The following is a 23413-nucleotide window of genomic DNA, read 5'->3' on the forward strand; positions in this document are numbered from 1 at the left end:
AGAAAATTGCACGTCATAGAAAGCACTGACCATGAGATCTGCTTCCCTTCTTGGTGCCGTCCTACTCGGCTTTGTCGCCGCATGTAATCCCGCAGAGGAGAATTCGTCCGCCAATACTGAGGCCCTGACACCACCGGCGGAAAAGCTGTTTATCAATGGGCGCATCTATACCGCCAATAACAGCCGCGAATTTATGACAAGCATGGCCCTGCGCGGTGATGAAATTGTCGGCGTCGGAAATATCGTCGCCAATCAGGATAATCTTGATGGTCTGATTGGTCAGGGAACAGAAATCATCGACCTCGAAGGCAAGCTGGTTCTGCCGGGGCTGCATGATGCGCATCTTCACCCCATCGGCGCAATGCCAATTCCGTCTTGCAATCTGGAAAACATTCCGATGTCCCTTGCGGACATCGTCGCCTTTGCCGAAGCCTGTCTCGAAGAAGATGACATGGCCAATGATGAATGGATCACCATTGAGCTGTGGAACTTCGCAGCGGGCAATCAGCCGGGCGAAGACTATAAAACCATACGTCAGGCGCTTGATGCGGTATCAAGCGAAAAGCCGGTCATCCTGTTGGGCAGTGACGGTCATCATTATGCGGTCAATTCTGTCGCGCTGGCCCGCGCCAAAAATGACGCGGGTGCGGTCGTTGGCTTTTCGGCGGAAACCTTGGCAACAGATTTCGCCGCCCTCGCCCCCTATATCGGCGTTGACGATAGCGGCGAGCCAAACGGCAAGCTGACCGAAGATTATGCGCTGTCGGCGATTGGCGCTGGCAATCTTTTAAGTGCGGGGATCGAAAAACGTCGGGCATCGCCGGAATTGATGATGGACGTTACGCTGCCGCGCGGGATTACCTCGTTTCTTGATGCGGCTGCCGATCCGAATACGCTCGACATCTATGACCGCCTCGTTGCCAATGATGCCTTCCATGCGCGGGCGCATCTGGCGCTTTTTTACGATCCCAGCACCTATCGCGACGAACAGGGCGTGGTTGATTTCGACACGCTATTGTCAGACGCGCAGGTTGTTCGCAAAAAATATGAACGCACAGAGAATATCGAAGCTGATTTTCTAAAACTCTTTGCCGATGGAGTGATCGAGGGTGATCCGCTTTCGGAGCCACCAACCCTGCCAAATGCGGCGTTCTCCCGCGATTATCTACAGCCCATATTTGAATGGGATGAAGAAAGCCAATGGGTCAAAGTCAGCGATTATATTGATACCGACAGCGAACTTTGCGTAGCGACGCGTGCCGCCTTCGCCGCGGAAGAGGAAGTCGACATTGCCGCATTCAAGACTGAAAATGGTTTCCATCCACAACAATGCGCAAAGAGCAATGGCGTCTTACAGCATCCTGAAGACGTCATTATGGATTACGTCCAAAAAGGTGATGCGGCGGGCTTTACCTTTCACATCCATGCAATCGGTGACCGCGGTATTCACACGGCATTGAATGCGGTCGAGGAAGCGCGCACCAATAATGACAGCAACAAAAATCACATCATCACCCATCTTCAAGTGGTGCATCCCGACGATATTAATCGCTTTGCCGCGAACGATATTTATGCGTCCTTCACCTTCGCCTGGGCAGTGCGGGACCCGCAATATGATACGACCGTCATTCCTTTTATAGACCGCGTTGATGGGCCCGGCGGCATGTATGATCCGGCTGGGTACTATATTCAAAATGGTTATCCGGCGGAGTCCATTCGCGAAGGTGGTGCAACCTTGATTGCTGGCTCTGACGCCCCAGTGGACACCAAAGACCCCCGCCCTTTCACGAATATCGAAGCTGCGGTCAGCCGGTCGATTTATGACCTGCCGCCGATGAATATCGATGAAGCGATTTCCATTTATGACGCGGTTGATGCTTATACGATCAATGCGGCTAAAGCCTTGAAACAAGACAATATCGCGGGCTCGATTGAACCGGGTAAAAAAGCGGATTTCATCATCCTAGATCAGGATATTTTCGCTCTCGTTGACGAAGGGGAAACCGCCGCCATTAGCGATACAAAGGTGTTGGAAACATGGTTCGGCGGTAAAAAAGTCTACGCCGCAGAGGAATAAATTAAAGGTCAGCGCGGGCGATATTACTCATGCCCTCGCCGATATCGTTCCTGATGGCCTTTGCCATTTTCGGCGCATCATCCGCGCGCAAGGCGCTTATGGCTTCTTTATGCTGATCAACCAGTGATGACGTTCCAAGCCGGCCAATGACAACCCGCATAAACGGGCCGATTTGCAACCACAGGCTCTCAACCAAGCCGAGATAAACAGGCGATTTCGCGGCTTCGTAAAGTTTGAAATGAAACTCGCTATTATAGCGCGCATAGGCGGCGCTATCGCCGCGCTCGATCGCGCGGTCTAGTTGTTCATCAATGCGCGTGAGCCTGAGGGCGAGCTTTTCGCGCGCTGCGCTACGGCCCTTTAATTGTTTCAAAACACGCGCCGCAAGCGCAGGCTCCAGCGCCAATCGTGCCTCGCTGATTTCCTCAAGCTTGGCCTTGTTCATCTGCGCAACACTAACCCGCCGGGTTTCGGTCAACTCAAGCGCGCCAAGCGCCACGAGCTGGCGGATCGCCTCGCGGGCGGGCATCGTACTGACCCCGAATTCAGCCGCCAGTCCGCGCACAGATAAAGTGCGCCCCGGCTCTAGCTGGCCCGCAATAATTGCGCGGCGCAATTTGCCGTAGACCTCTTCATGGACGATCTTGGGGCGCGAATCACCAGCCTGCGTTTTTGTGCTTTCTGGTGCCGTGCTCGCCGGTATGGTGTCGGCCTCTGCCAATTCTGATCCTTTTCTCGTTGTGATCTCACTTATAGAACGAAGCTGATGCGATTTCACCCTAAATAGTGTAACCTTTCCGCGATCAGCCCTCTGAAAATGGACATAAAATCGATTATTCGCCCACTTGCGAAAAGGCAAATCCCATTCTATTTGTGATCACGTTTTAACCCGTTGCGTTGGCTTAGGCACCCGTTAGGCTATTTTGGACAAAAATCGAGCCTTCTCTGGCATCATTCATGCGGGAGATTCGGGAAAATGAGACTGACTTAACAAAAGGCGCGCGTGCCGCCTCGACAAAGGCGCGCCCCGCGAAGTGATTTATGGACTTGGAAGAACTAAAAGAGTGGATGCGAGAACGCCGGATTGGCGATGTTTCCTGTCTGACGCCGGATATGAGCGGCACTGCGCGCGGGAAAAACATGACCCCGGGATTGTTTCTTGCGAGCCTTGAGAACAAAAGCCTGCGCATCCCCGAACTCACTTATACGATCAGCGTTCACGGCGACACGATCTTTAACGACCATGTGCAACGGACGGAACAGGATCTTGTTCTGTCGCCGGACCTTTCAACCATTCACCTCGCGCCATGGAATACAGACGCGACAATGGCGATTATCTGTGATGCCTATACTGATCAGGGTGCGCCATTTAACCTCGCGCCACGCCAGGTCCTTCGCAATGTGATCGACCTCTATCAGAAAAAAGGGTGGACCCCGATTGTCGGCCCCGAAGTCGAATTTTATCTAATCGCGCGATTTAATGATGTCGTTCTCGAACCGCGTGCACCAGACGGTGCGTCGGGTCTGAGAGAATTTGGTCAGCATGTTTACAGCCTCGATGCGATCGACGAGTTCGATAAGCTATTCGAAGAGCTTTACCAGTTCTGTGACGTTCAACATATCGACCTTGAAACACTGATCCACGAAGACGGACCCTGTCAGTTCGAGGTCAATATTCGTCATGGTGACGCGATAAAGGTTGCGGATCAGCTTTTCCTTTTCAAACGCTTAGCCCGCCAAGTCGCCAAGCGCCACGGCATGTTTGTCACCTTTATGGCCAAACCCTATGCCGAGGAAAGCGGTTCGTCGATCCACCTTCATCAGAGCGTTGTAGACACCAAAACAGGCAAGAATATTTTCTCCAATCCGGATGGGTCCGATGCGGATATTTTCCGCCATTTCATCGGCGGTCTACAGGCACATTTGCCGGCGGCTATGCCATTGCTCGCGCCTTACACAAATTCCTATAACCGGTTCGAAGCCTTTATGAGCGCGCCAACAAATACCCATTGGGGCCGCGAAAACCGCACGGTCGGCCTTCGCGTACCGGCCAGCGGGCCTGACGCGCGCCGGGTTGAAAACCGAATTTCTGGCGCAGACGTAAACCCCTATCTCGCCATCGCCGCATCATTGGTTTGCGGCTATATTGGTATGGCCGAAAAAATTGAACCCCGTGCGGAATATATTGGCGAGGGCTATGAGGATCGCGAACGCCCACTACCATCGACCCTCACAGATAGTATCGAGACCTTCAGCAAGTCCGATGCCTTAAAGCAATATCTCGGCGAGGCCTTCGTCGATACTTTTGCGGGGTTAAAGCGTGCGGAATATGAACACCGCTCCAGCGTCCTAAGCCCGTGGGATGTACGATTCCTGATGGTAAATGTTTAACGGTACAAGTGATAAAATGACAGCGACAACCAAAGACCTACAAAATATTGATAACGCGCATCACCTTCATCCGTTTACGGTGCATCACGAACTGCGCGAAACGGGCCCTCGGGTGATTACCCGCGGTGAAGGCGTTTATCTTTGGGATTCAGAAGGAAACCGCATCATTGACGGCATGGCCGGCCTTTGGTGCGTCCAACTTGGCTATGGCGAGCAGGAACTTGTCGATGCGGCCGCCGACGCGCTTAAAACCCTGAGCTATTACAATACGTTCTTTCAGACGACGACGCCCCATGCGGCGCGCCTTGCACAGCTCATCGCCGAAAAAACACCTGACGGCCTTGATCAGATCATGTTTGGTAGCTCGGGTTCTGAATCGAACGACACCGCAATCAAACTGATTTGGTATTACTGGAACCTGAAAGGCAAACCGGAAAAGAAAGCCATCATCAGCCGCGAGCGGGCCTATCACGGATCGACCGTCGCTGGCGCGAGTCTTTCTGGCCTGCCCTTTATGCAGGGTATCTTCGATCTGCCCCTGCCCCGGTTCCATCATGTGGGCCCGACCCCGCATTATTATGAATATGGCAATCCGGGTGAAACGGAAAAGGAATTCGCCCTCCGCTGCGCCAAAGCGGTTGAGGACAAAATCCTAGAACTTGGCCCGGAAAATGTTGCGGCCTTTGTGGGCGAACCGGTAATGGGCGCTGGCGGATTGATGTTGCCGCCGGAGGGCTATTGGCAAGAGATCGAAAAGATCTGCAAGAAATATAACGTTCTTCTTTGGTCGGATGAAGTGATCTGCGGCTTTGGCCGAACGGGCGAATGGTTCGGCTGTCAGGCCTATGGCTACACGCCCGATATTATGACGATGGCAAAAGGCATTTCCAGCGGATATCAACCGCTATCCGCCGTCGCGATCAATCGGGAAATGGCTGACGCGATCGTCAATGCCGATAGCGAAATGGCCCATGGCTATACCTATTCTGGCCATCCGGTCGTCTGTGCGGTCGCGCTGCGCAATATCGAAATGATCGAAGAGCTCGGATTGGTTGGCGCGCGCGGTGAAGAGATATCTGCCTATTTCCAGAATAAGCTCGCCGCGCTTGATGATCACCCGCTGGTTGGTCAAACGCGCGGGATCGGCCTTTTGGGCGGGATCGAGCTTGTGAAAGACAAATCAACAAAAGAGCGCTATCAGCCCGAAGGCGAAGCGGGCCTTATTTGTCGCCGTCATTGTTTTGAGAACGGCGTTATCATGCGGGCGGTTGGCGATACGATGTTCCTTTGTCCGCCATTGGTTATTTCCAAAGACGAAATCGATGAGCTTTTCGACCTTGTACGGAAAAGTCTGGACCTTTCACATAAGGAACTTTCGGCGTGAGCACGTCGCAAACATATGATGATCGTCAGGCAATGTTGTCGAGCGCGAAAGCGATGCTCGATGCTTCGCCTAATCTCGTCTTTGTGGATGCCTTTTTCGCCGATTTGAATGGCGTGTTGCGGGGCAAGCGTCTGCCTGCGCGGGATGCGTTGAAACTATTCAAATCGGGCTTGCGTTTGCCGCGCTCTTTGGTCGGCGTTGATGTCTGGGGTGAAGATGTCATCGGCAATGGGTTGGTGATGGAAACCGGCGACAGCGACGGCATTTGCCATCCCGTCGGCGAAGGATTGATCCCGACCCCGTGGACCGGCGACAGCACCGCACAAGTCATGCTGATGATGGGCGATACTGACGGCTCTCCCTTTCTCGCAGACCCGCGGCAGATGCTAATCGAAATGAAAGATCGTTGTGCCGCGGCTGATATGTTTCCTGTTGCCGCGATGGAATTGGAGTTTTACCTCCTCGCGCGCGATACCGACGATCAGGGCCGCCCGTTAACCGCCAATATGGGGGCAACAGGCCGCCGGGTTAGCGACGCAAAATTATATGCGATGAACGAGCTTGATGCGTTCAGCGATTTTTTCAGTGATCTTTACGCCGCCTGTGACCAACAAGGCGTTTCACTTGGCGCAGCGATCGTCGAAGGCGGTGCCGGACAATTCGAGGTCAACCTTCTGCATCAGGACGATCCCGTTCGGGCAGCCGATCAGGCCATTTTGTTTCGCCGCGCCGTAAAAGGCGTGGCCGACAAGCACGGCTTATTGTCGACCTTTATGGCAAAGCCGTTCGGCGATCTTGGCGGCAATGGGCTTCATGTGCATATGAGCATGCTCAATGGCGAGGGTGACAATATTTTCGACGACGGCACTGAAAAAGGATCTGCAAAATTGCTAAATGCCATTGCCGGTCTGATTGATGCTTCGCCCGAGGCAATGATATTTCTCGCGCCGCACCTTAATTCCATGCGTCGTTTTCAAGATGAGTCCCATGCGCCAACGCGCCTGACATGGGGGTATGAAAACCGAACGGTGGCGATCCGCGTTCCGAATGACAGCGGCAAGAATCGGCGTTTTGAATACCGCATCGCCGGTGCCGATGCGAACCCCTATCTTGTTCTGGCTGCGCTTTTGGCTGGTGTGCTCGACGGTGTTTCCAACAACAAAACCGCGCCCGCATCGACCACAGGAAACGGGTACCTTACCGATGCGCCGCGGATACCGACCTCTTGGCGGGACGCATTGGATTGTTTTGCAGGCGGGAAAATACTGTCACCTGCATTCGGGCCGCTTTTTACGCAAGTCTTCTGTGCACTGAAACAACAGGAAATGCGCGTTGCGAATTCGCGTGTCACCGATTTCGAATATGACAGCTACCTACAGGCATTTTAAAAAGACCTAACGTGATTAACGATCCGGAACATAAGCATAATTATTACGCGGCGACCGCACATCCCGTGCCCGTTCGCCCTGCCCTTTGCGATGATGTTGAGTTCGATGTAGCGATCATCGGCGGCGGCTTTACGGGCGTTGCTAGCGCGCTTTCGCTGGCGGAACGGGGTTTATCAGTCGCCATTGTCGAGGCAAAGAAGGTTGGCTGGGGCGCATCGGGCCGCAATGGCGGGCAAGTCCTTGGCGGCTGGTCCGGCGAAGGTGCGCTGATAAGACAACTGGGTGCACGCGCCGAGGAGTTCTTTTGGCGTACCCGCTATCTTGGAAACGAGATTGTCGAAAAGCGGATCGAAAAATATCAAATCGAATGCGATTATGTGCATGGCGCGGCGACCGTTGCCTTTAACGCGCGGCAAATGGAAAGTCTTGAGCAGGAATATAACGAATGCGCCCAACACGGATTTGGCGACGTTCTTTCGCTCGCAGATAAAACTGCTCTTCGCGCCCATGTGGCGAGTGACATTTATGTGGGCGGTCTGATTGATCGTCGCGGCGCGCATTGTCATCCATTGAATCTATGTCTTGGCGAGGCGGAAGCGGCCGAGAAACTCGGCGTACAGATATTCGAAGACACACGGGTCACGTCAATCGACCATGGCGATCGGCCGACCGTTCGTAGCGCTGGCGGCACTATCCGCGCGAAATGGGTTATCCTTGCGGGCAACGCCTATCACAATCTGGAAGGCAAACGCCTCGGCGGTTATATGCTCCCCGCCAAGACCTATATCTCTGTCACGGAACCGCTTCCCGAAGAGGTCGCGAAGTCTATTTTGCCCGATAATCTAGCGGTTTGCGACGCAAATTGGGTTCTCGATTATTATCGCCTAACGCCTGATGGGCGGCTGCTCTTTGGGGGCAAATGCAACTACGCGAATAATGATATCACCGATATTGACGGCGCGATGTTGCCGCGCATGCGCTATGTCTTTCCACAGCTGAAAGACATAAAGTTTGAATATTCCTGGGGCGGGATCATCGGGATACCGCTAAACCGGATCCCGATGGTGGGCCACTTGTCGGAACGGGTTTTGTATGCGCAAGGCTATTCAGGACACGGTGTAAATTGCAGCCATATCATTGGCGAGATGTTCGCGGACGCAATTGAAAACGAAAGCAGCATTATCGATCCGTTTGAGGACGCAAAGCATTTTAAAGTGCCGGCCAAGGATTTGATCGGCAGCCCGTTAATGGCGCTGGGCATGAGTTATTATCGCCTGCGCGATAAGCTGGGGATCTAGGTTGAATGAAAATGCGGCGTTAGCGCATTCGCTGACTGCGCCGCAGGCTAAGAACGCCCCTTAGAACAACCCACCCAACATTGCGGATTGGCCGACCAATTGGGATGTATAATTCATCGTGCGGGTTAAACCCATTTGGAAGTCATAACCGGAGACTTCGACCTGCATGCTAACCTGCTGGCTCAGCACCACATTATCCAACGTATTATTGATCGTCGAATAGTAACCGTTTGGTACTTCATGGATGCCATTTGCCGCGTCAGTTTGCGGCGTCGAGGCTACGTTCGATTGCTCATCTGCGGCGTTGCCTGAATTGTCAGCGACCACCAACATGGGCTGCACCGAACCACCACCAGACCCGCCCGTTGGCGCATTCGTGCTTGGTGCGGGTGTAGAGGACGTATTCTGCGGCGGCGTAGCATTCTGTGTCGGTGCAGATGATTGCTGCGTTGGCAATGGCTGCTGCTGTGTTGGGCCTGCATCCGCGACCACAACAGGCGCTGGCGAAACAGGGTCAGGCGTCGATGGTGCCGAAGGTGTTGGCGTTGTCGGAGCCGGATTGCTCTCGACTTGCGTCGGCGCAGGCGTTGGATTGCTGGCAATTGATGTTGGCGCGGATGGCGTCGGTGCGGGCGCGCTAGGTGTTGATTGCGCGGCTGGAGGCGTTGGTGCCGGCGTACTTGGCGCAGGAGTAGATTGGGTTGGCACGGACTGCGTCGGTGCCGGATTTGATGCTGGTGCCGTAGATGCGATTTGGGTCGCCTGCGACGCAGAATTGCTATTTGGTGGCGTCGCAGGTTGTGACACCGCGGGCGTGTTATTCGTTGATGGCGGCGGCGATGCTGGCGGCGTAATCGCGGCAATCAGACCGGTAGCCGGTGGTTGCGGATTACCCTGCGCATTTGAGGCCGCGTTCTGGGCATTCGAAGCAGCATTGGAGGCTGGCGCGCCATTGTCACCGAACGGCCCATTGGGAAGCGGACCGCCGCTATCACCAAACACACCGCCCTCGCCAAATGGCCCCCCATTGGGTAATGGCCCGCCACTATCACCGAAAACGCCATTTGGGAGCGGATCGACCGCTGGCGGCGGGATAATGACACCGATATTAAAGGTCAGACCACCAATCGAAAAACCGCCGCGGGCATCGCCCAGTTCTTTGGCGGACATCGGCCGCTCGTTCAGTTCGAGCAAGCCGTCTTCGGCAAACAAATCGTCTTCAAAGGGAAAATCCTCTGCGAATGCAGTTCCCATAGACGCAACACTAACTGCACTGACGAAACTAAATGATTTCTTCAGCATCGACATTACCGACTCTCCACGGTGGTATTGATCGTGAAACCGGAGGTAGATGGCCGGGTCTGGTTAATGGAAACAGATTGCAACGATTCTAAATCAAGCGCGCGATCATGGGGCGCAGAAGGCGCTAAACGCCAATCAGCAACACGATTGAAGCTTGCTTTGCCGCGGAGCACGTCTGAGCGGATAAAGAGAATTGTACCATCCCACCGATCCTCAAAAATATGCCGAGGCATCGATGTTACACCAGAAGAAGGGTCGCCGATCAGAACGACCTCTTTCGTAATACCCTTGATTACCACAAAATGCTTGTACCCACGTATGTCGATCAGCGCTATTCCTGGCACGCCGATTTCCTGAATACGATCAAGCGTCAAAACAAAACCGTCCGCCTTTAGCTTTTCGCTTTCGAGATAACGTTTCATCTCGAGGAGTGAAAAGCCGAGCTTTCGGATACGTTCTTGATCGCCCACTTCCCACATGGCACGGAAAGCCTCTTCCTCTGTGGTCGGACGATCATAATGATAGGTCAGCAATGTCGCCAGCGCAGCAGAACCGCAGCTAAAATCGAATTGCTGTTTAACAACAGTTTGGTACTTCCGCTCCGCCATGCTGACAACTTTGACGCGAGGCGACGAGCCACCGACAAAAAGCTGTAAATCGCCAGCGAATGTGGGCGCGGAAAAACTAAATGACGAGAAGATCACAGCCATCAGCGCCAGAATTTTCTGACCCAGGCGCTTTTTATTTAATTTTGGCTGCATTCGTTCCCCCTGAACACAAAAACGTAAAAGCGGCGATTATGGCGTTGGCCCACCGCCCTGCAGGAAGATGTTGAGATTAACGATACTGTTCATCACAACACCATTACCGGTGTTGTTAAACACCGTCGTGATCCCGCCATTGTCGGAAACCACGTTATTGGCAATTTCGCCATTATTGGTGTTGGAAACATTAATATTACCGACGGTACCCATATTCTCGGCGGCATTGGCACCAAGATTGGCAATATCGATTGCGGTCGCTGAACCACCGGAGGCAACAGACATCGCACCATCGTCTAGCGCAGCGACACCCTCCAGCCCAGCAAGATCAGCAAACAGGTCTACGTCTTCAGCGGTGACGTTCTGCGCGTAATCAAGCAGATCTGCTTCGCGCTGTTCGTCGGTAATTCTTGGATCTGGGTCGGTGGCGATTAACATCGGAGTGATAATCAAGCCAAACACGCTTGCAGCACCCATCTTTTTGGTCCCCCTTAACACGACCATCTTGCAATATTTTGACCATTTTCGGAGCCCGATTGGGTGGGCAGAATGGGTCAGAATGGCAAGAAACTACTCAATTAAAATACCACATTCCGTGGTCAGAAATAGTTATCTTTTATTAATAAGTGGGCACCGCAGCATGGTTGCTGCGGTGCCCCCTGAAATCACGCCTTAGTTAGGCAGATTTACAGTACCAACATTGACGCTTTGCGAGTTCGTAAAGCTACCATTGCCAGTGTTGTTGTTGTTGATAACCAAACCACGGTTGTCCGTCATTGTCTGGTTATTGATGCTACCAGTCGTAACAGGGCCCGCACCTGGGATTGTGCCCATGTTGACGTTGGAAACAGTTGTCGACAGTTCAGCTGAGTTCAACTGGACATCGCCAATCGTCAATTCAAGCGTAACGTTGTTTGAATCGTTGACTGAGTTGTCTGAGTTGTCGACCGTTACAGAACCGCTGTCGTTAGCGACTGCAGAGCCGTTGTCAGCATCGTTGTCGTCAGAATTGTCGATATCGACATCCAACACATCGTTGTCTGAACCGTCGCCGTCAATGTCGACGCCGTCATTGTCTTCTTCGGTATTTCCAGAGTTATCAACATCGATTACATCGCTGTCTTCACCTGTAAATGCCTCAGTTGAATTGTCAGAGTTGTCAGAGTTGTCAGAGTTATCTGAATTATCAGAATTGTCTGAGTTATCTGAGTTATCTGAGCTATCAGAGTTGTCGACAGTTACTGAACCGCTGTCATTAGCAGTCGCAGAACCATTGTCGGCAGTGTTGTTGTCAGAATTGTCTGAGTTGTCGTTTCCTGAGTCGGAAATATCAACATCAAGACCGTCATTGTCGGAATTGTCGCCGTCAATGTCCTGACCGTCATTGTCTTCGTCAGTGTTGCCACTGTCTGCGACATCAACGTTAGCATTTGTGTTGGTCTGAGTAGAACCACCACTTGCTGAGTTTGAACCATCTGATGTTTCATTTGTCTCGTTGCCGTTGTCTGAAACGTTCAGATCAACATTGTTCGAGTCATTGGTTGAATTATCAGAATTGTCAGAGTTGTCAGAGTTGTCAGAGTTATCTGAATTATCTGAGTTGTCTGAATTGTCGTTCAAGCTGTCGGTCATGTCGACATCGATCGCGTCGTTGTCTGACCCGTCACCTGTGAACGCCTCAGTTGAGTTGTCTGAGTTGTCAGAGTTGTCAGAGTTATCTGAGTTGTCTGAGTTATCAGTCGCAGTCACAGCAATTGAGCCGTCATTTGCTGCAGATGACTGGTTGTCAGCACCGACATTGTCAGAGTTGTCTGAGTTGTCAGAATTATCTGAGTTATCAGAGTTGTCTGAATTGTCGTTACCAGAGTTGTCAACGTCGAGAACGTCGCTGTCAGCACCGGTGAACGCCTCAGTCGAATTGTCAGAATTGTCAGAATTATCTGAGTTATCTGAATTGTCTGAGTTGTCGTTGCCAGAATTATCAACGTCTAGAACGTCATTGTCTGATCCGTCGCCAGAGAAGGCGTCGAGGTCAGCATTGTTAGAGTCGTTCGTAGAGTTGTCTGAGTTATCAGAATTGTCTGAATTGTCATTGCCAGAGTTGTCAACGTCGAGAACGTCGCTGTCATCACCGGTAAACGCTTCAGTCGAATTATCTGAGTTATCAGAGTTGTCTGAGTTGTCATTACCTGAGTTGTCAACGTCGAGAACATCGTTGTCTGAGCCGTCGCCAGAGAACGCGTCTACGTCAGTTGAGTTGTCAGAGTTGTCTGAGTTGTCAGAATTATCTGAATTGTCAGAGTTGTCGTTGCCTGAATTATCAACGTCAAGAACGTCGCTGTCAGAACCAGTGAACGCTTCCTGATCATTGTTATTCGAATCATTCGTTGAATTGTCCGAATTATCCGAATTGTCAGAGCTGTCGTTACCTGAGTTGTCAACGTCGAGAACGTCGTTGTCTGAACCGTCGCCAGAGAACGCGTCGGTTGAGCTATCAGAATTGTCAGAATTGTCTGAGTTATCAGAGTTGTCTGAATTGTCGTTGCCTGAGTTGTCAACGTCTAGAACGTCACTGTCATCGCCAGTGAACGCGTCTGTGTCTGTTGAGTTATCAGAATTATCAGAGTTGTCTGAATTGTCAGAATTGTCAGAGCTGTCATTGCCTGAGTTATCAACGTCAAGAACGTCGTTGTCTGAACCGTCGCCAGAGAACGCGTCTGTTGAGCTGTCAGAATTGTCAGAATTGTCAGAGTTGTCTGAGTTATCTGAGCTGTCGTTGCCGTTGTCCTGGATATCAACGTCGTTGATGTCGCTGTCAGAACCGGTGAACGCATCAATGTCAGCATTACCGGAATCATTCGTTGAATTGTCCGAATTATCCGAATTGTCTGAATTGTCGTTGCCAGCATTGTCAACGTCTAGAACGTCACTGTCGTCGCCAGTAAACGCGTCTGTTGAGCTGTCTGAATTGTCAGAGTTGTCAGAATTGTCTGAGTTATCTGAGTTGTCAGAGTTGTCAGAGCTGTCGTTGCCTGAGTTGTCGACATCAAGAGCGTCGTTGTCAGAGCCGTCGCCTGTGAAGGCATCGACATTACCGGAATCATTTACGGATTCATCATTGTTGGAACCCTGATCACCGGCACCTGATTCAGAAGCAGATCCGTTGTCGGCATTACTGCCAGAACCTGGACCAGCTTCGGACTGCTGAGCGAGTGCGCTACCATACGAGGTAAGCAGTGCAGCCGCAGCAATCGATGACAAAAGTTTGAGTTTCACTTGTCGTCTCCCACTATTGGTTTCACTAAACTACCGACTGGAGACGCCCTTCCCGATCTTTGCAGAACGGCCTCCCCAGACCCATTGGGAGCTTTGTCCCCCCCAACGCCACTTTAAAATGCAACGACTGTGCCAACTTGGTTTACTGGACAAAAATTAATGATTAATTTTGGGTTAATGCCATAAAATCAACAAGTTACAGCATTACTAGCGCGTAATGTTAAGAAATTTGTGCGACGCATCAAAGTGTCAAACTCACTGTTCAGGTGTCTAAACAAACCGAAAAACCCACCCGGATAGGTGGTGTAACGGGCTAAGTTTTCGCGCAATTTTTGAATGCATTTCATTAGGGCACCACTACCTTTTGGGGTATTGTTCAGACACGCTTCAATTCACCGGATTAAAAAATTTCCCACCGCAAATTTGTGGCCCTAGATTTGCTTCTGGGGACATTAAGATGTTTAACCTGTCCATTGGGGGAACGGTGTCTAAGGGTATGCCTAAACATCAGAGCGGCAATATTATTATTCGCATGCTGATTGCTTTAGCGGTCGTCAGTGGCATTATTGCTATTTGGGCGATTGAAACTGCACGTTACTCTGAGATCAGACGCCTGCGCGAGCGCACAAACGTCTTGGAACAGGATGTACGAACCGCCCAGGAAAAGGCTGATGCGGCGCTTTCTGCGGTGATCGAACCTGAAACGCTCGCAAAAGCACAAAACTCAGTGTACCTCATTGTGGTTAATGGATCCGCACGAGGTACGGCTTTTGTTATCGACCGAGAGCGCGGAATATTAGCCGCGGCAGCGCATACGGCGACCTCCCTCCCCCTTGATGAAGAAGACGCAACAGTCACGATTTTGAACCGGGGTTCACGCAAGGCACTTAACGTTCAATCGGTCAGGCTTCATGCGGGATTTGGCGCGTTTCGCGAGCTCGTAGAAGATCACCAACCCATGCGGGGGAACAGCACAATTTACTCGCCGCATACGGTTCCGTTGCGCGATTTAGCCTTCGACGCCGCGCTCATTACGGTTGATCCCATCGACCCGGAGACCGGCGAAAACATGTTGGGACCGGATCTTAAAATCGCTGACGAAGATGCCTTATTAAAGCTCGAAGCTGGCGCACCCATTGCGGTAATCGGCTATCCGTTTGATACGTTGGATGACGGTTTTGCGTCTGATGCCGCTATTGCACGGGTCGAGCGCGGCGTGATTGCGGCGATGACCCCTCCTCTCGATTCCGTCGAGGAGAACCGGGATCCCGTCATCGCGAATTTGATTATACATCGCCTTGCCACCGCGGGTGGAAATAGCGGTAGCCCACTTTTAAACGCCGCTGGTGAAGTGATCGGCATCCATACCCATGGGATTGTTTCACCCGCCTCAAATGGCGACGGCGCAGCGCAGCGCGCAGAAGTACTCTACGATCTGCTTGATCGTGATCGCGAGGAAACCCGGCTGCAGGAAACTTTCTTCCCCTCCTGGAAGCGCATTCTCGGCCATTGGTCGCGCGCCGAAGAAGTGATGCCTTGGTCTTTCTATATGGAGTATGCGCGGCCTGACGAAAAACCGGCCCCCTTGGTGCGTACGGTTACGCCAATTGACCCGCTTCCCTTTGACCGGGTGGTGGAACGGCTGAATTTTGAAGCGGAAACCGAAAGCCGCTTTGTGGAGGCCAGCGACATCACCGGTCAGTCTTCGCAATCGGAACTCGTAAATGGGATTACCCGCAAAGAAGCCGGGTTCATGATCAAACATCCGGGACAATTTGCCGAAATCTGGCGCACCGTCGATCGCAGCCGCGATCACGTTATCTTTGCGTTCGATTATTCGCTTCGCTCAACGCGGGGGTTTTGTCCATTAACAGGTTACTACCGTAAAAAGGGCGAAACGCGCCTGCGGGTTATGAAATCCCGCGCGTCGTTCGAACTTTATCTCCCCGCTTCGGAAAACGTCATTGAGGATTATCAAATCATCTTACGCCGGCGGCCGAAATGTGACCCGTTAAGTGATGAGTTTTTCGTCGGCAGCGTAAGTTGGCCCTTAAAGATACAAGATGCCGCCCAATCGGTCGCTTTCGCGCCGCGTATGCCAATTTCTACTATAGAGGGTGATAAAGACGGTTTACTCAATCACCTTGGGGGTTCTATCCACGCCTTCATCACATGCCGAAAACCGGGCGGACATAAATTAGAAGAGTGTCAGGAACCGGAATTTATCGAACTGGAATAAGCGATTGCGCAAATTTTGCGTGTGGATGAAACAATGTAACGAATGGAGACGGAATTCTTTGTAGGTACTATCGATAGCCGCATGTGCAAAACCTAGCACAAACACCTAAATTTCACCGTTCCCAAGGATTTCGGTTGATTCCTGCGGCCATTGATTTAGCTTGTAAGTTCAGTAATACAGTTGCTGTCTTGTGGGAGAGAGATAGCGTCTGCCGACCTAGTGGGGGTCCAAGGCGCAACCGAAACAGAAACGCCGATCGTCAAATGATCGGTATGCCTGCCTTTTTCACGATAAATGATTGCGACTGTTGTCCTAAGCGCTTTGGGGGAAGCTATGGATGATCACGACATGAGCGGCGCAAGCCGTTCATCTTATTATGATACTGGCTATTCGTCGGTTAACAAATATTCGTCGCAAACACACGTTCCGGCGAATTCCGGCAACAATTTGCCAAAATCCAAAGAAGACAAATTTCAGCCGAAACTTGTCAAGCTTCGGAATGGATCGGCCACAAATCAATCGCGTCGCAATCGCACTGAATTTCAGGTCCCGTCTATTATCGGATCGAGCGATCAAGCGGTCGAACTGCGCGAGCTAATTGCTCTTTATGCTGAAGATGACTCGCCCGTGTTGGTTTCTGGCGAAACCGGTGTCGGTAAAGAGCTGGTGGCAAAACACCTGCACGCGCTAAGCGATCGTCGCAATGGCGGGTTTACGCCGCTCAATGCCGGTGCGGTGCCTGAAACATTGGCGGCCGCCGAATTGTTCGGGCATGCAAAAGGTGCCTTTACCGGCGCGGTCGGCGAGCGCGAAGGCGCAATCGCACGATCCGAGGGCGGCATTTTGTTCCTTGATGAAATTGGCGACATGCCGGCATCGGTTCAGGTTCATCTGCTTCGGGTTCTCGAAGACGGGATGGTCACCAAAGTTGGCGGCAAGAACGCAACCAATGTCGATTTCCGACTTGTCACAGCAACCAATGTTGACCTGCGTGAGCAAGTTGCGAGTGGCAAATTCCGCGCCGATCTATTCTACCGCATTAACGTTTTGGTAATTGACGTCCCGCCTTTGCGGAAGCGCGGTGATGATGTCATTGAGATTGCCGAAGCAATGATCGCGAACCATAAGGATGAGCGTTACCGCAAAATGGTTTTAACGCCGAATGCGGCGGATCGCCTGCGGAATCATAAATTCCCTGGTAATATTCGTGAATTGCGCAATGTGATCAGTCGGGCGCTGGTCCATGCGCGTAATGGCAAAATTATGCCGGATGATCTGCGTTTCGAGGCAACATCCGGCATTCATCAAGCTGCGGCTTCCGACGTCTTGAACGTAGACGAAGGTAAAAATTTGATTAGCCGCTTTTTAATGATGAAAGCGCTCTGCGCCACAGACGGAAATGTAACAAAAGCGGCGGCGTTAACCGGACGTTCGCGCGGTACGTTGCATAATATGATGAAAGATCTTGAGGGAGAGGATTTCGCGAAGGCATTTCAGTCCGTCTGCGCTGAAATCAAAGCCCTTACGAGTGGTTGTTGATTTCGAGGGGAATTCTGATGAAAACGAAATTGCTGCGCTACAGTGCTGCAGCGGTATTTGCTGCAGCGATGAGCGGTCCGGCCCTCGCTGATCAAAACCCTGCGGTGACCGATACGCCCGCAGGCACAAAGATCATGCCTAAGCCGACCATGGGAGAAGACCTTGTCTATTTGAAAGACATCGTCGCGCTACAGACGATCCGTCTGGACGAAGCGGAAGAATTGATCAAGCGTCAAAATGCATTGCTCGAAGCGCAAGCACAGCAGATCCAGATGTTGCAACAAACCGTGGCGTCCATCAGCCAAGGCCAAGCCTATGCAAGCGCTGGCGGCACATACAAAGTGAAAAGCGGTGATACACTTTCTGCGATCGCTCGGCGCAACAATACGACCATCCGCAAATTGGCTGAGGCCAATGACCTCAAAGCACCCTATCCGCTTCGCGCGGGACAAGAGCTGAAACTTCCGGGCGCGCCTGCACCACAAATTGCGGCGACCCCGACACCACAGCCAAAACCGAAGCCAAAGCCGGTTGCGGTCGCGCAGGCACCTAAGAAAGCGGAACCTGCGCCGCAAAAAACCGAGAACCAACCAGCGGCAGCGCAAGCCACCGCGCCCGCACCACAGCCAACCCGCGTCGCGACAAATAACAACCAACCGCCGAAAGACGACAAGGATCGCAAACCTGATGCCTTGCCGACCGAAGTTGGTGTTCGCCCAGAGGAGGAAGAAGAACGGCCCTATCTGGCAATCTTCTCTGATGCTGGCGGTATTCTGACGCCGCGCGGCACGATGTTTATCGAGCCGTCGATTGATTTCACCGTTGCGTCCGATAACCGTTTCTTCTTTTCTGGTGTTGAGATTATTGACGCCGTTCTGATCGGCGCTATCGAAGCAACGGATACGGATCGTCGCGCAGTCTCCGAAAGCATTTCGGTCAAATATGGCCTGACGAACCGCTTGGAAATTGATGGCCGGATTGCCTATGTCTCGCGCCAAGACCGTATTTCCGGCGTCGCCATCGACGATTCAACCACTTCTGTACGGGACCTTGATGGTCGCGGCATTGGCGACGCAGAAATGGGCCTCCACTATCAGCTCAATAATGGCCGGAAATTGCCCTATACGGTTGCGAACCTTCGGGTGAAAGCACCAACCGGCACCGGCCCGTTTGATGTTGAACGCGATCCCGACAATGGCATTGAAACCGAACTGGCAACCGGTTCAGGCTTCTGGACGATCGAGCCTAGCCTTTCCTTTATCCTGTCGAGTGATCCGGCTTCGCTTTACGCCAATGTGGGCTATCAATTTAACCTGCCGACATCGCCGAACGAACAATTGACGGTGTCTGAGCCCTTCACCTCGACCTTGCTGGACTTTGATCCCGGTGATGCGATCCGCACCAGCATCGGCGTTGGCCTTTCGCTCAATGAGCGCCTGTCCATGAACTTTGGCTATGACCAGAGCTTCTTCCTCCAGTCGCGCAACGATTTTGAGATTGTCACGCGAGCACCAATCCTGTTGCCAGATGACGGTAATCCGAACACGCCGCGTGAACAGGCCCAAGACGGTGCCGGAAACCTTCTCTACGAAGACCCCGTTACGCTATTCACAGTGACGAAATCACCGTCATCAACCGTCGGTTCGTTCCTGTTCGGTGGTTCTTACGCGATCAACAACCGCTTACGGATCAATCTCAGCGGAGCCATTGGCGCGACAGCCGAAGCGCCCGATGCGCGTCTTTCATTACGGGCGCAATATCGCTTGTTTGACTAATTCAATGGGGCTCATCAGCACTCAGGCTTGATGAGCCCTATTCCCTTCCCCCTGCAAATTTTGTCAGCGCTTCAATCCGCTTCTCAATCGCTGGATGCGTCGCGAATATGCCCGCAAAACGCGCGTCATTTTCGATCATCATTTGTTGAATGTCGTTGGGCGCGTTGATTTTGCTGCGCCCGGATATCTTGCGCAGGGCCGAGATCATCGCGTCGGGATTGCGCGTTAATTCGACCGCGCCTGCATCGGCCAGATATTCGCGCTTACGCGACAATGTAAACCGGATCACCAGCGCAAGTAGATAAGCGAAAATGACAATAAGCGCGGCGATCAGGATCAAAATACCGCCGCCGCGACTATCCCCCTTGCGAGAGCGCGTATGACCGCCCACCCGCACACCGCTCCGGAATGCATTTCGAAAAATCATCTCGCCAAAGAACGAAAAGATGCCCACAAAAATGACGGCGATAATCAACAGCCGTACATCGCGGTTCATGATGTGGGTCAGTTCATGGGCTAACACCGCTTCCAATTCATCGCGGTCGAGCGTTTCCAGCAATCCGCGGGTGACGGTCACCTTATAGCTTTTCTCGCTCAGTCCGCTGGCGAACGCATTCAGCGCCGGAGTTTCAATAATATTTATCTTGGGCGTACGCAGCCCGCGCGAGACACACAGATTTTCCAACAGATTGTACAAATCCGGCGCTTCTTTGCGGGTCAGTCCACGAGCGCCCACGGCCGCCTCAATCATCGTTTGGTAAAACAGCCACGCAATGCCGAACCAGACGGCCGCGCCCAAAAGCGCAAACGGCCATAAGCGCGCGACATGATCCGCCGCGAGCGACAAACCACCGCCTACTGAAGTGACATCGCCATTCAAGACAACAAATGCGACCGACAACCCATAGAGCAACAACACCAACAGGAAAGGAAACCCTGCGAGCAGGAGAATGGATTTTAGATTATTGTTCCAGATATGAGTCTGAAGGCCAAACGCGCCCACAGCTACCCCTCCCCAAAGGCGAATGCGCTTGCCGCTTGCGCATGGATGCTTGTGGTGTCCAGAACCGGCTGCGAGAGGTGGTCCTGAGACAGGATCATGCAAAGCTCGGTGCAGCCCAATATCACGCCATCACCACCGCTGCGTTCACATACATCAAGGAGTTCCTGACGCGAGGCGTCCCGAACGACGCCCTCAACCAATTCCTCAAGTATGATCCGCCCGACGATTTCACGATCCTCCGCAGACGGTACGGTGACATCGCCGCTGAACCGCTTGGCCAATTCATCGCGGTAGAACCCTTCGGCCATGACAACGGGTGTCCCAAGCAATAGCGGCTTCTCGACCGACCGGCGCTGCATTTCCGCAACAAGCGTATCAAGAATGTGAATAACCGGAAGCCCGGTCGCTTCTGCGCTCGCCTTCGCGCCAACATGGGTCGTATTCGAACAAATCACCAAGGCTTCGGCTCCCGCTGCGGCCACTGCTTTCGCGCCGCGCACCACTTCCGCCCGGAACTGATCCCAATCGCGGTTATCATAGTGTTTGATCATCACCCCATAATCGAGGGTATAGACAATGAGATTGGCTGAATGCTGACCGCCACATTTTTTCCGCGCGGCGTCATTCAATAGGCGGTAATAGATTTCTGTCGATTCAGGGCTCACCCCGCCCACAAGGCCTAATAGCTTCATTTTACGTCTCCACTCGGCGCCGCACCGACCGCCGCCGAGTGCATCTATGCGCCGCCTAGAATTTGACTTCCGGTGCCGCCTCAACCTGCGCGCGGTTGACCTCGGGAATCTCAAAATATTCCTTGGCGCTGAAACCACCTAGGGGCGCAACAAAATTGCCGGGAATTTGCTGAATGGCCGTATTAAATTCCTGCACAGCGTTGTTAAAGAACCGGCGCGCGGCTGCGATCTTGTTCTCAACATCAGAAAGCTCGCGCTGAAGCTCCAGGAAGTTCGTATTCGCTTTGAGGTCCGGATAGGCTTCCGCCAGTGCAAATAGCTTCCCGAGAGCCGCCCCCAATACGCCTTCGGCCTGGCCCTGGGCCGCAGGGCCACTGGCCGCCTGCGCCGCGTTACGCGCGCTTATGACCGCATCAAGGGTTTCTTTTTCGTGGCTGGCATAGCCTTTCACGGTTTCCACAAGATTGGGGATCAAGTCATGGCGCTGGCGCAATTGCACATCCACATCCGCAAAGGCCTGCTCCGTACGCTGACTGAGCGCAACAATCCGGTTGTAGATGATGATAACAACGAAAATGAGTGCGGCAACAATCGCGAGTAAAATTAAAAAGCCGGACATGCGGTCTCCTTTTCATTTGGCGCAATCAGCACGCCTCGGCACTGTTGCTTCCGAATCTTTCAATCATTGTAGGGGGTTCGGTCTCTTGCGGCAATCGTTACCTAGCCGCCTTCATTGGCTATATTCTATGGTCATTTGCGCGGTGATCGATAAAATACAAACTATATTGGCGTTCTGCCGAATGGAGTTCCCGATGCCTTACCAACTCATGCGTGCATTGATCTGCGCGCTGTCAGTCCTAACCGCGAGCTGCACAACCGCCTATTATGAATCGTTAGAGCGCCAAGGCATCGAAAAACGGGATATCCTGACCGAACGTGTCGCCGAAGCACGCACCGAGCAAGCTAGGGCGCAGGCTGTCTTTACAGCGGCGCTTGATGAATTCCGCCAGTTGGTCGATGTCGATAGTGCCGCACTCGAACAACAATATGACGATATGGTCGCGGCGCTCGACCGCTCCACGACCCAAGCCGAAGACGTTCGCAAACGGATCAAGCGTGTCGATGACGTTGGCTCGCGTTTGTTTCGCGAATGGCAAAGCGAATTGAAATTATATGAAAGCAAGGAATTACGAGACCGGTCTGCCGCACAACTCGCCGCAACCCGGCGCGATTACGACCGCTTGATGACTGCCATGGAAAGCGCGGCAGATTCAATGGACCCGGTCTTATCGATCTATCGTGATCAGGTTCTGTTTTTAAAACACAACCTAAATGCCCGAGCGATTTCCTCGCTCGAGCTGGAACGCACACAAATCGAAACGCGCGTAAATACACTGATCGCGCAGATGAATGTCGCGATCAAAGAGGCCGACCGCTTTATCGAAACGATGAATGATTAGCGCCTTTTATTGCGCAGTTATGCCGCCGTCGATTTTGAACTCGGACGCCGTGACATAACGGGACTCATCCGATGCCAGATAAAGCACGCAATAGCCAATATCTTCGGGCTCTGCGAGGCGCTTCCACGGGATCTGCGAGACGAGGCGTTTTTCACCCTCTTCATTTCCGCCACCCATGGCAATTAACGGGTCGATGATCGGCGTACGGGTAAAGACCGGATGCACAGAATTACAACGGATATCATAGCCCGACTTGGCGCAATGAAGACCGATGGACTTTGTCATCATCCAGACCGCCGCTTTCGCGGTGTTGTAGGCAATCATGTTTCCATCAGCGATCATGCCTGCGACCGACGAGATATTGATGATGGATGCCGGTTGCGATTTTTTGAGATAGGGCATCGCCAATTGCGTTCCGGTGAAAATCGAATCCACATCAATCGCTTGGGTCAGACGCCAGTTCTCTTCGGTTTCGGTTTCAATTGAACCGAATGTCCCGATCCCGGCATTATTGATCAGGATATCAATGCCGCCCATGAAATCAGCACCAGCTTCCAGCGCGGATTCCCATTGGTCGCGCTTGGTCACGTCATGGGCAATGGAACTCGCAACCCCTTCATGTTTTTTGTTGATCTCGGCCGCCACCGCCGACGCTTCGTCGCTCTTTACATCGGTTAGGAAAACCTTTGCGCCCTCATCGGCGAGCATGCGTCCAAAGCAGGCACCCAGCCCCTGCGCTCCGCCCGTGATGAATGCTTTTTTTCCGGCGACCCGTCCCATTCGATACTCCTTCGATTTTTTATAAACCTACCCCAAACGAAAAAGCGC

The 23413-nt window shown here is 52.6% G+C and carries 18 protein-coding genes; 9 read left to right on the top strand and 9 right to left on the bottom strand.

Annotated elements, in window-relative coordinates; translation table 11 throughout:
- The first annotated feature begins 31 nt into the window (after nucleotides 1-31).
- On the top strand, nucleotides 32-2077 hold the full coding sequence (locus ABFZ83_RS05900; RefSeq protein WP_411818509.1) for an amidohydrolase: 2046 nt from the start codon (nucleotides 32-34) through the stop codon (nucleotides 2075-2077).
- A 1-nt stretch (nucleotide 2078) separates the two neighbouring features.
- Here the strand turns inward: ABFZ83_RS05900 and ABFZ83_RS05905 are convergent, their stop codons facing one another.
- Nucleotides 2079-2798, bottom strand: coding sequence for a GntR family transcriptional regulator (locus ABFZ83_RS05905; protein ID WP_411818510.1), 720 nt, complete (start codon nucleotides 2796-2798; stop codon nucleotides 2079-2081).
- A gap of 320 nt (nucleotides 2799-3118) precedes the next feature.
- Between ABFZ83_RS05905 and ABFZ83_RS05910 the strand changes: the two genes are divergently transcribed.
- From ABFZ83_RS05910 to ABFZ83_RS05925, 4 genes are read left to right on the top strand one after another with little or no spacing between them, the layout of a single operon-like run.
- Nucleotides 3119-4468, top strand: a complete 1350-nt coding sequence (locus tag ABFZ83_RS05910) for a glutamine synthetase family protein (RefSeq protein ID WP_411818511.1) — start codon at nucleotides 3119-3121, stop codon at nucleotides 4466-4468.
- Between the two features lie 16 nt (nucleotides 4469-4484).
- Nucleotides 4485-5852, top strand: a complete 1368-nt coding sequence (locus ABFZ83_RS05915; RefSeq protein ID WP_411818512.1) for an aminotransferase — start codon at nucleotides 4485-4487, stop codon at nucleotides 5850-5852.
- Nucleotides 5849-7240 (top strand): glutamine synthetase family protein, encoded by a 1392-nt coding sequence (locus ABFZ83_RS05920; RefSeq protein WP_411818513.1) that lies wholly within the window; start codon nucleotides 5849-5851, stop codon nucleotides 7238-7240. The genes ABFZ83_RS05915 and ABFZ83_RS05920 overlap by 4 nt, the downstream gene beginning before the upstream one ends.
- Before the next feature lie 11 nt (nucleotides 7241-7251).
- Nucleotides 7252-8538, top strand: a complete 1287-nt coding sequence (locus ABFZ83_RS05925; RefSeq protein ID WP_411818514.1) for an NAD(P)/FAD-dependent oxidoreductase — start codon at nucleotides 7252-7254, stop codon at nucleotides 8536-8538.
- 60 nt (nucleotides 8539-8598) lie between these two features.
- Here the strand turns inward: ABFZ83_RS05925 and ABFZ83_RS05930 are convergent, their stop codons facing one another.
- From ABFZ83_RS05930 to ABFZ83_RS05945, 4 genes are all read right to left on the bottom strand, one after another.
- Entirely contained in the window at nucleotides 8599-9846 is a 1248-nt protein-coding gene (locus ABFZ83_RS05930; protein ID WP_411818515.1) for a hypothetical protein, read from the bottom strand.
- On the bottom strand, nucleotides 9846-10601 hold the full coding sequence (locus tag ABFZ83_RS05935; RefSeq protein ID WP_411818516.1) for a C39 family peptidase: 756 nt from the start codon (nucleotides 10599-10601) through the stop codon (nucleotides 9846-9848). Before ABFZ83_RS05935 ends, ABFZ83_RS05930 begins: the two co-directional genes overlap by 1 nt.
- Nucleotides 10602-10637: 36 nt before the next feature.
- The gene (locus ABFZ83_RS05940) at nucleotides 10638-11078 is read right to left on the bottom strand and encodes a hypothetical protein (protein WP_411818517.1); all 441 of its coding nucleotides are present in this window, start codon (nucleotides 11076-11078) and stop codon (nucleotides 10638-10640) included.
- 195 nt (nucleotides 11079-11273) lie between these two features.
- Nucleotides 11274-13877 carry a beta strand repeat-containing protein gene (locus ABFZ83_RS05945; RefSeq protein WP_411818518.1) on the bottom strand — a complete coding sequence of 868 codons (2604 nt, stop codon included), beginning with the start codon at nucleotides 13875-13877 and terminating at the stop codon, nucleotides 11274-11276.
- A 496-nt stretch (nucleotides 13878-14373) separates the two neighbouring features.
- Between ABFZ83_RS05945 and ABFZ83_RS05950 the strand changes: the two genes are divergently transcribed.
- The 3 genes from ABFZ83_RS05950 to ABFZ83_RS05960 all read left to right on the top strand — a co-directional run bounded on the left by ABFZ83_RS05950 (nucleotide 14374) and on the right by ABFZ83_RS05960 (nucleotide 19430).
- Nucleotides 14374-16116: a trypsin-like peptidase domain-containing protein gene (locus ABFZ83_RS05950; protein WP_411818519.1), complete on the top strand. Its 1743-nt coding sequence runs from the start codon at nucleotides 14374-14376 to the stop codon at nucleotides 16114-16116.
- Between the two features lie 333 nt (nucleotides 16117-16449).
- Nucleotides 16450-17655 (top strand): sigma 54-interacting transcriptional regulator, encoded by a 1206-nt coding sequence (locus ABFZ83_RS05955; protein ID WP_411818520.1) that lies wholly within the window; start codon nucleotides 16450-16452, stop codon nucleotides 17653-17655.
- A gap of 17 nt (nucleotides 17656-17672) precedes the next feature.
- The gene (locus ABFZ83_RS05960) at nucleotides 17673-19430 is read left to right on the top strand and encodes a LysM peptidoglycan-binding domain-containing protein (protein WP_411818521.1); all 1758 of its coding nucleotides are present in this window, start codon (nucleotides 17673-17675) and stop codon (nucleotides 19428-19430) included.
- Between the two features lie 37 nt (nucleotides 19431-19467).
- Here ABFZ83_RS05960 and ABFZ83_RS05965 read toward each other — a convergent pair whose 3' ends face one another.
- From ABFZ83_RS05965 to ABFZ83_RS05975, 3 genes are read right to left on the bottom strand one after another with little or no spacing between them, the layout of a single operon-like run.
- A complete protein-coding gene (locus ABFZ83_RS05965; protein ID WP_411818522.1) occupies nucleotides 19468-20433 on the bottom strand; it encodes a M48 family metallopeptidase in 966 nt (321 codons plus the stop codon).
- A gap of 2 nt (nucleotides 20434-20435) precedes the next feature.
- A complete protein-coding gene (locus tag ABFZ83_RS05970) occupies nucleotides 20436-21125 on the bottom strand; it encodes an aspartate/glutamate racemase family protein (protein ID WP_411818523.1) in 690 nt (229 codons plus the stop codon).
- Nucleotides 21126-21180: 55 nt separating this feature from the next.
- Nucleotides 21181-21744: a LemA family protein gene (locus ABFZ83_RS05975; RefSeq protein WP_411818524.1), complete on the bottom strand. Its 564-nt coding sequence runs from the start codon at nucleotides 21742-21744 to the stop codon at nucleotides 21181-21183.
- 193 nt (nucleotides 21745-21937) lie between these two features.
- Here ABFZ83_RS05975 and ABFZ83_RS05980 point away from each other — a divergent pair, with 193 nt between their 5' ends.
- Nucleotides 21938-22585: a DUF2959 family protein gene (locus ABFZ83_RS05980; RefSeq protein ID WP_411818525.1), complete on the top strand. Its 648-nt coding sequence runs from the start codon at nucleotides 21938-21940 to the stop codon at nucleotides 22583-22585.
- Between the two features lie 6 nt (nucleotides 22586-22591).
- On the opposite strand, the gene ABFZ83_RS05985 is transcribed toward ABFZ83_RS05980, so the two are convergent.
- A complete protein-coding gene (locus ABFZ83_RS05985) occupies nucleotides 22592-23365 on the bottom strand; it encodes an SDR family oxidoreductase (protein ID WP_411818526.1) in 774 nt (257 codons plus the stop codon).
- Nucleotides 23366-23413: the final 48 nt, after the last annotated feature.

It is taken from the genome of Hyphococcus formosus (assembly GCF_046736345.1).
GTDB lineage: Bacteria > Pseudomonadota > Alphaproteobacteria > Caulobacterales > Parvularculaceae > Hyphococcus > Hyphococcus formosus.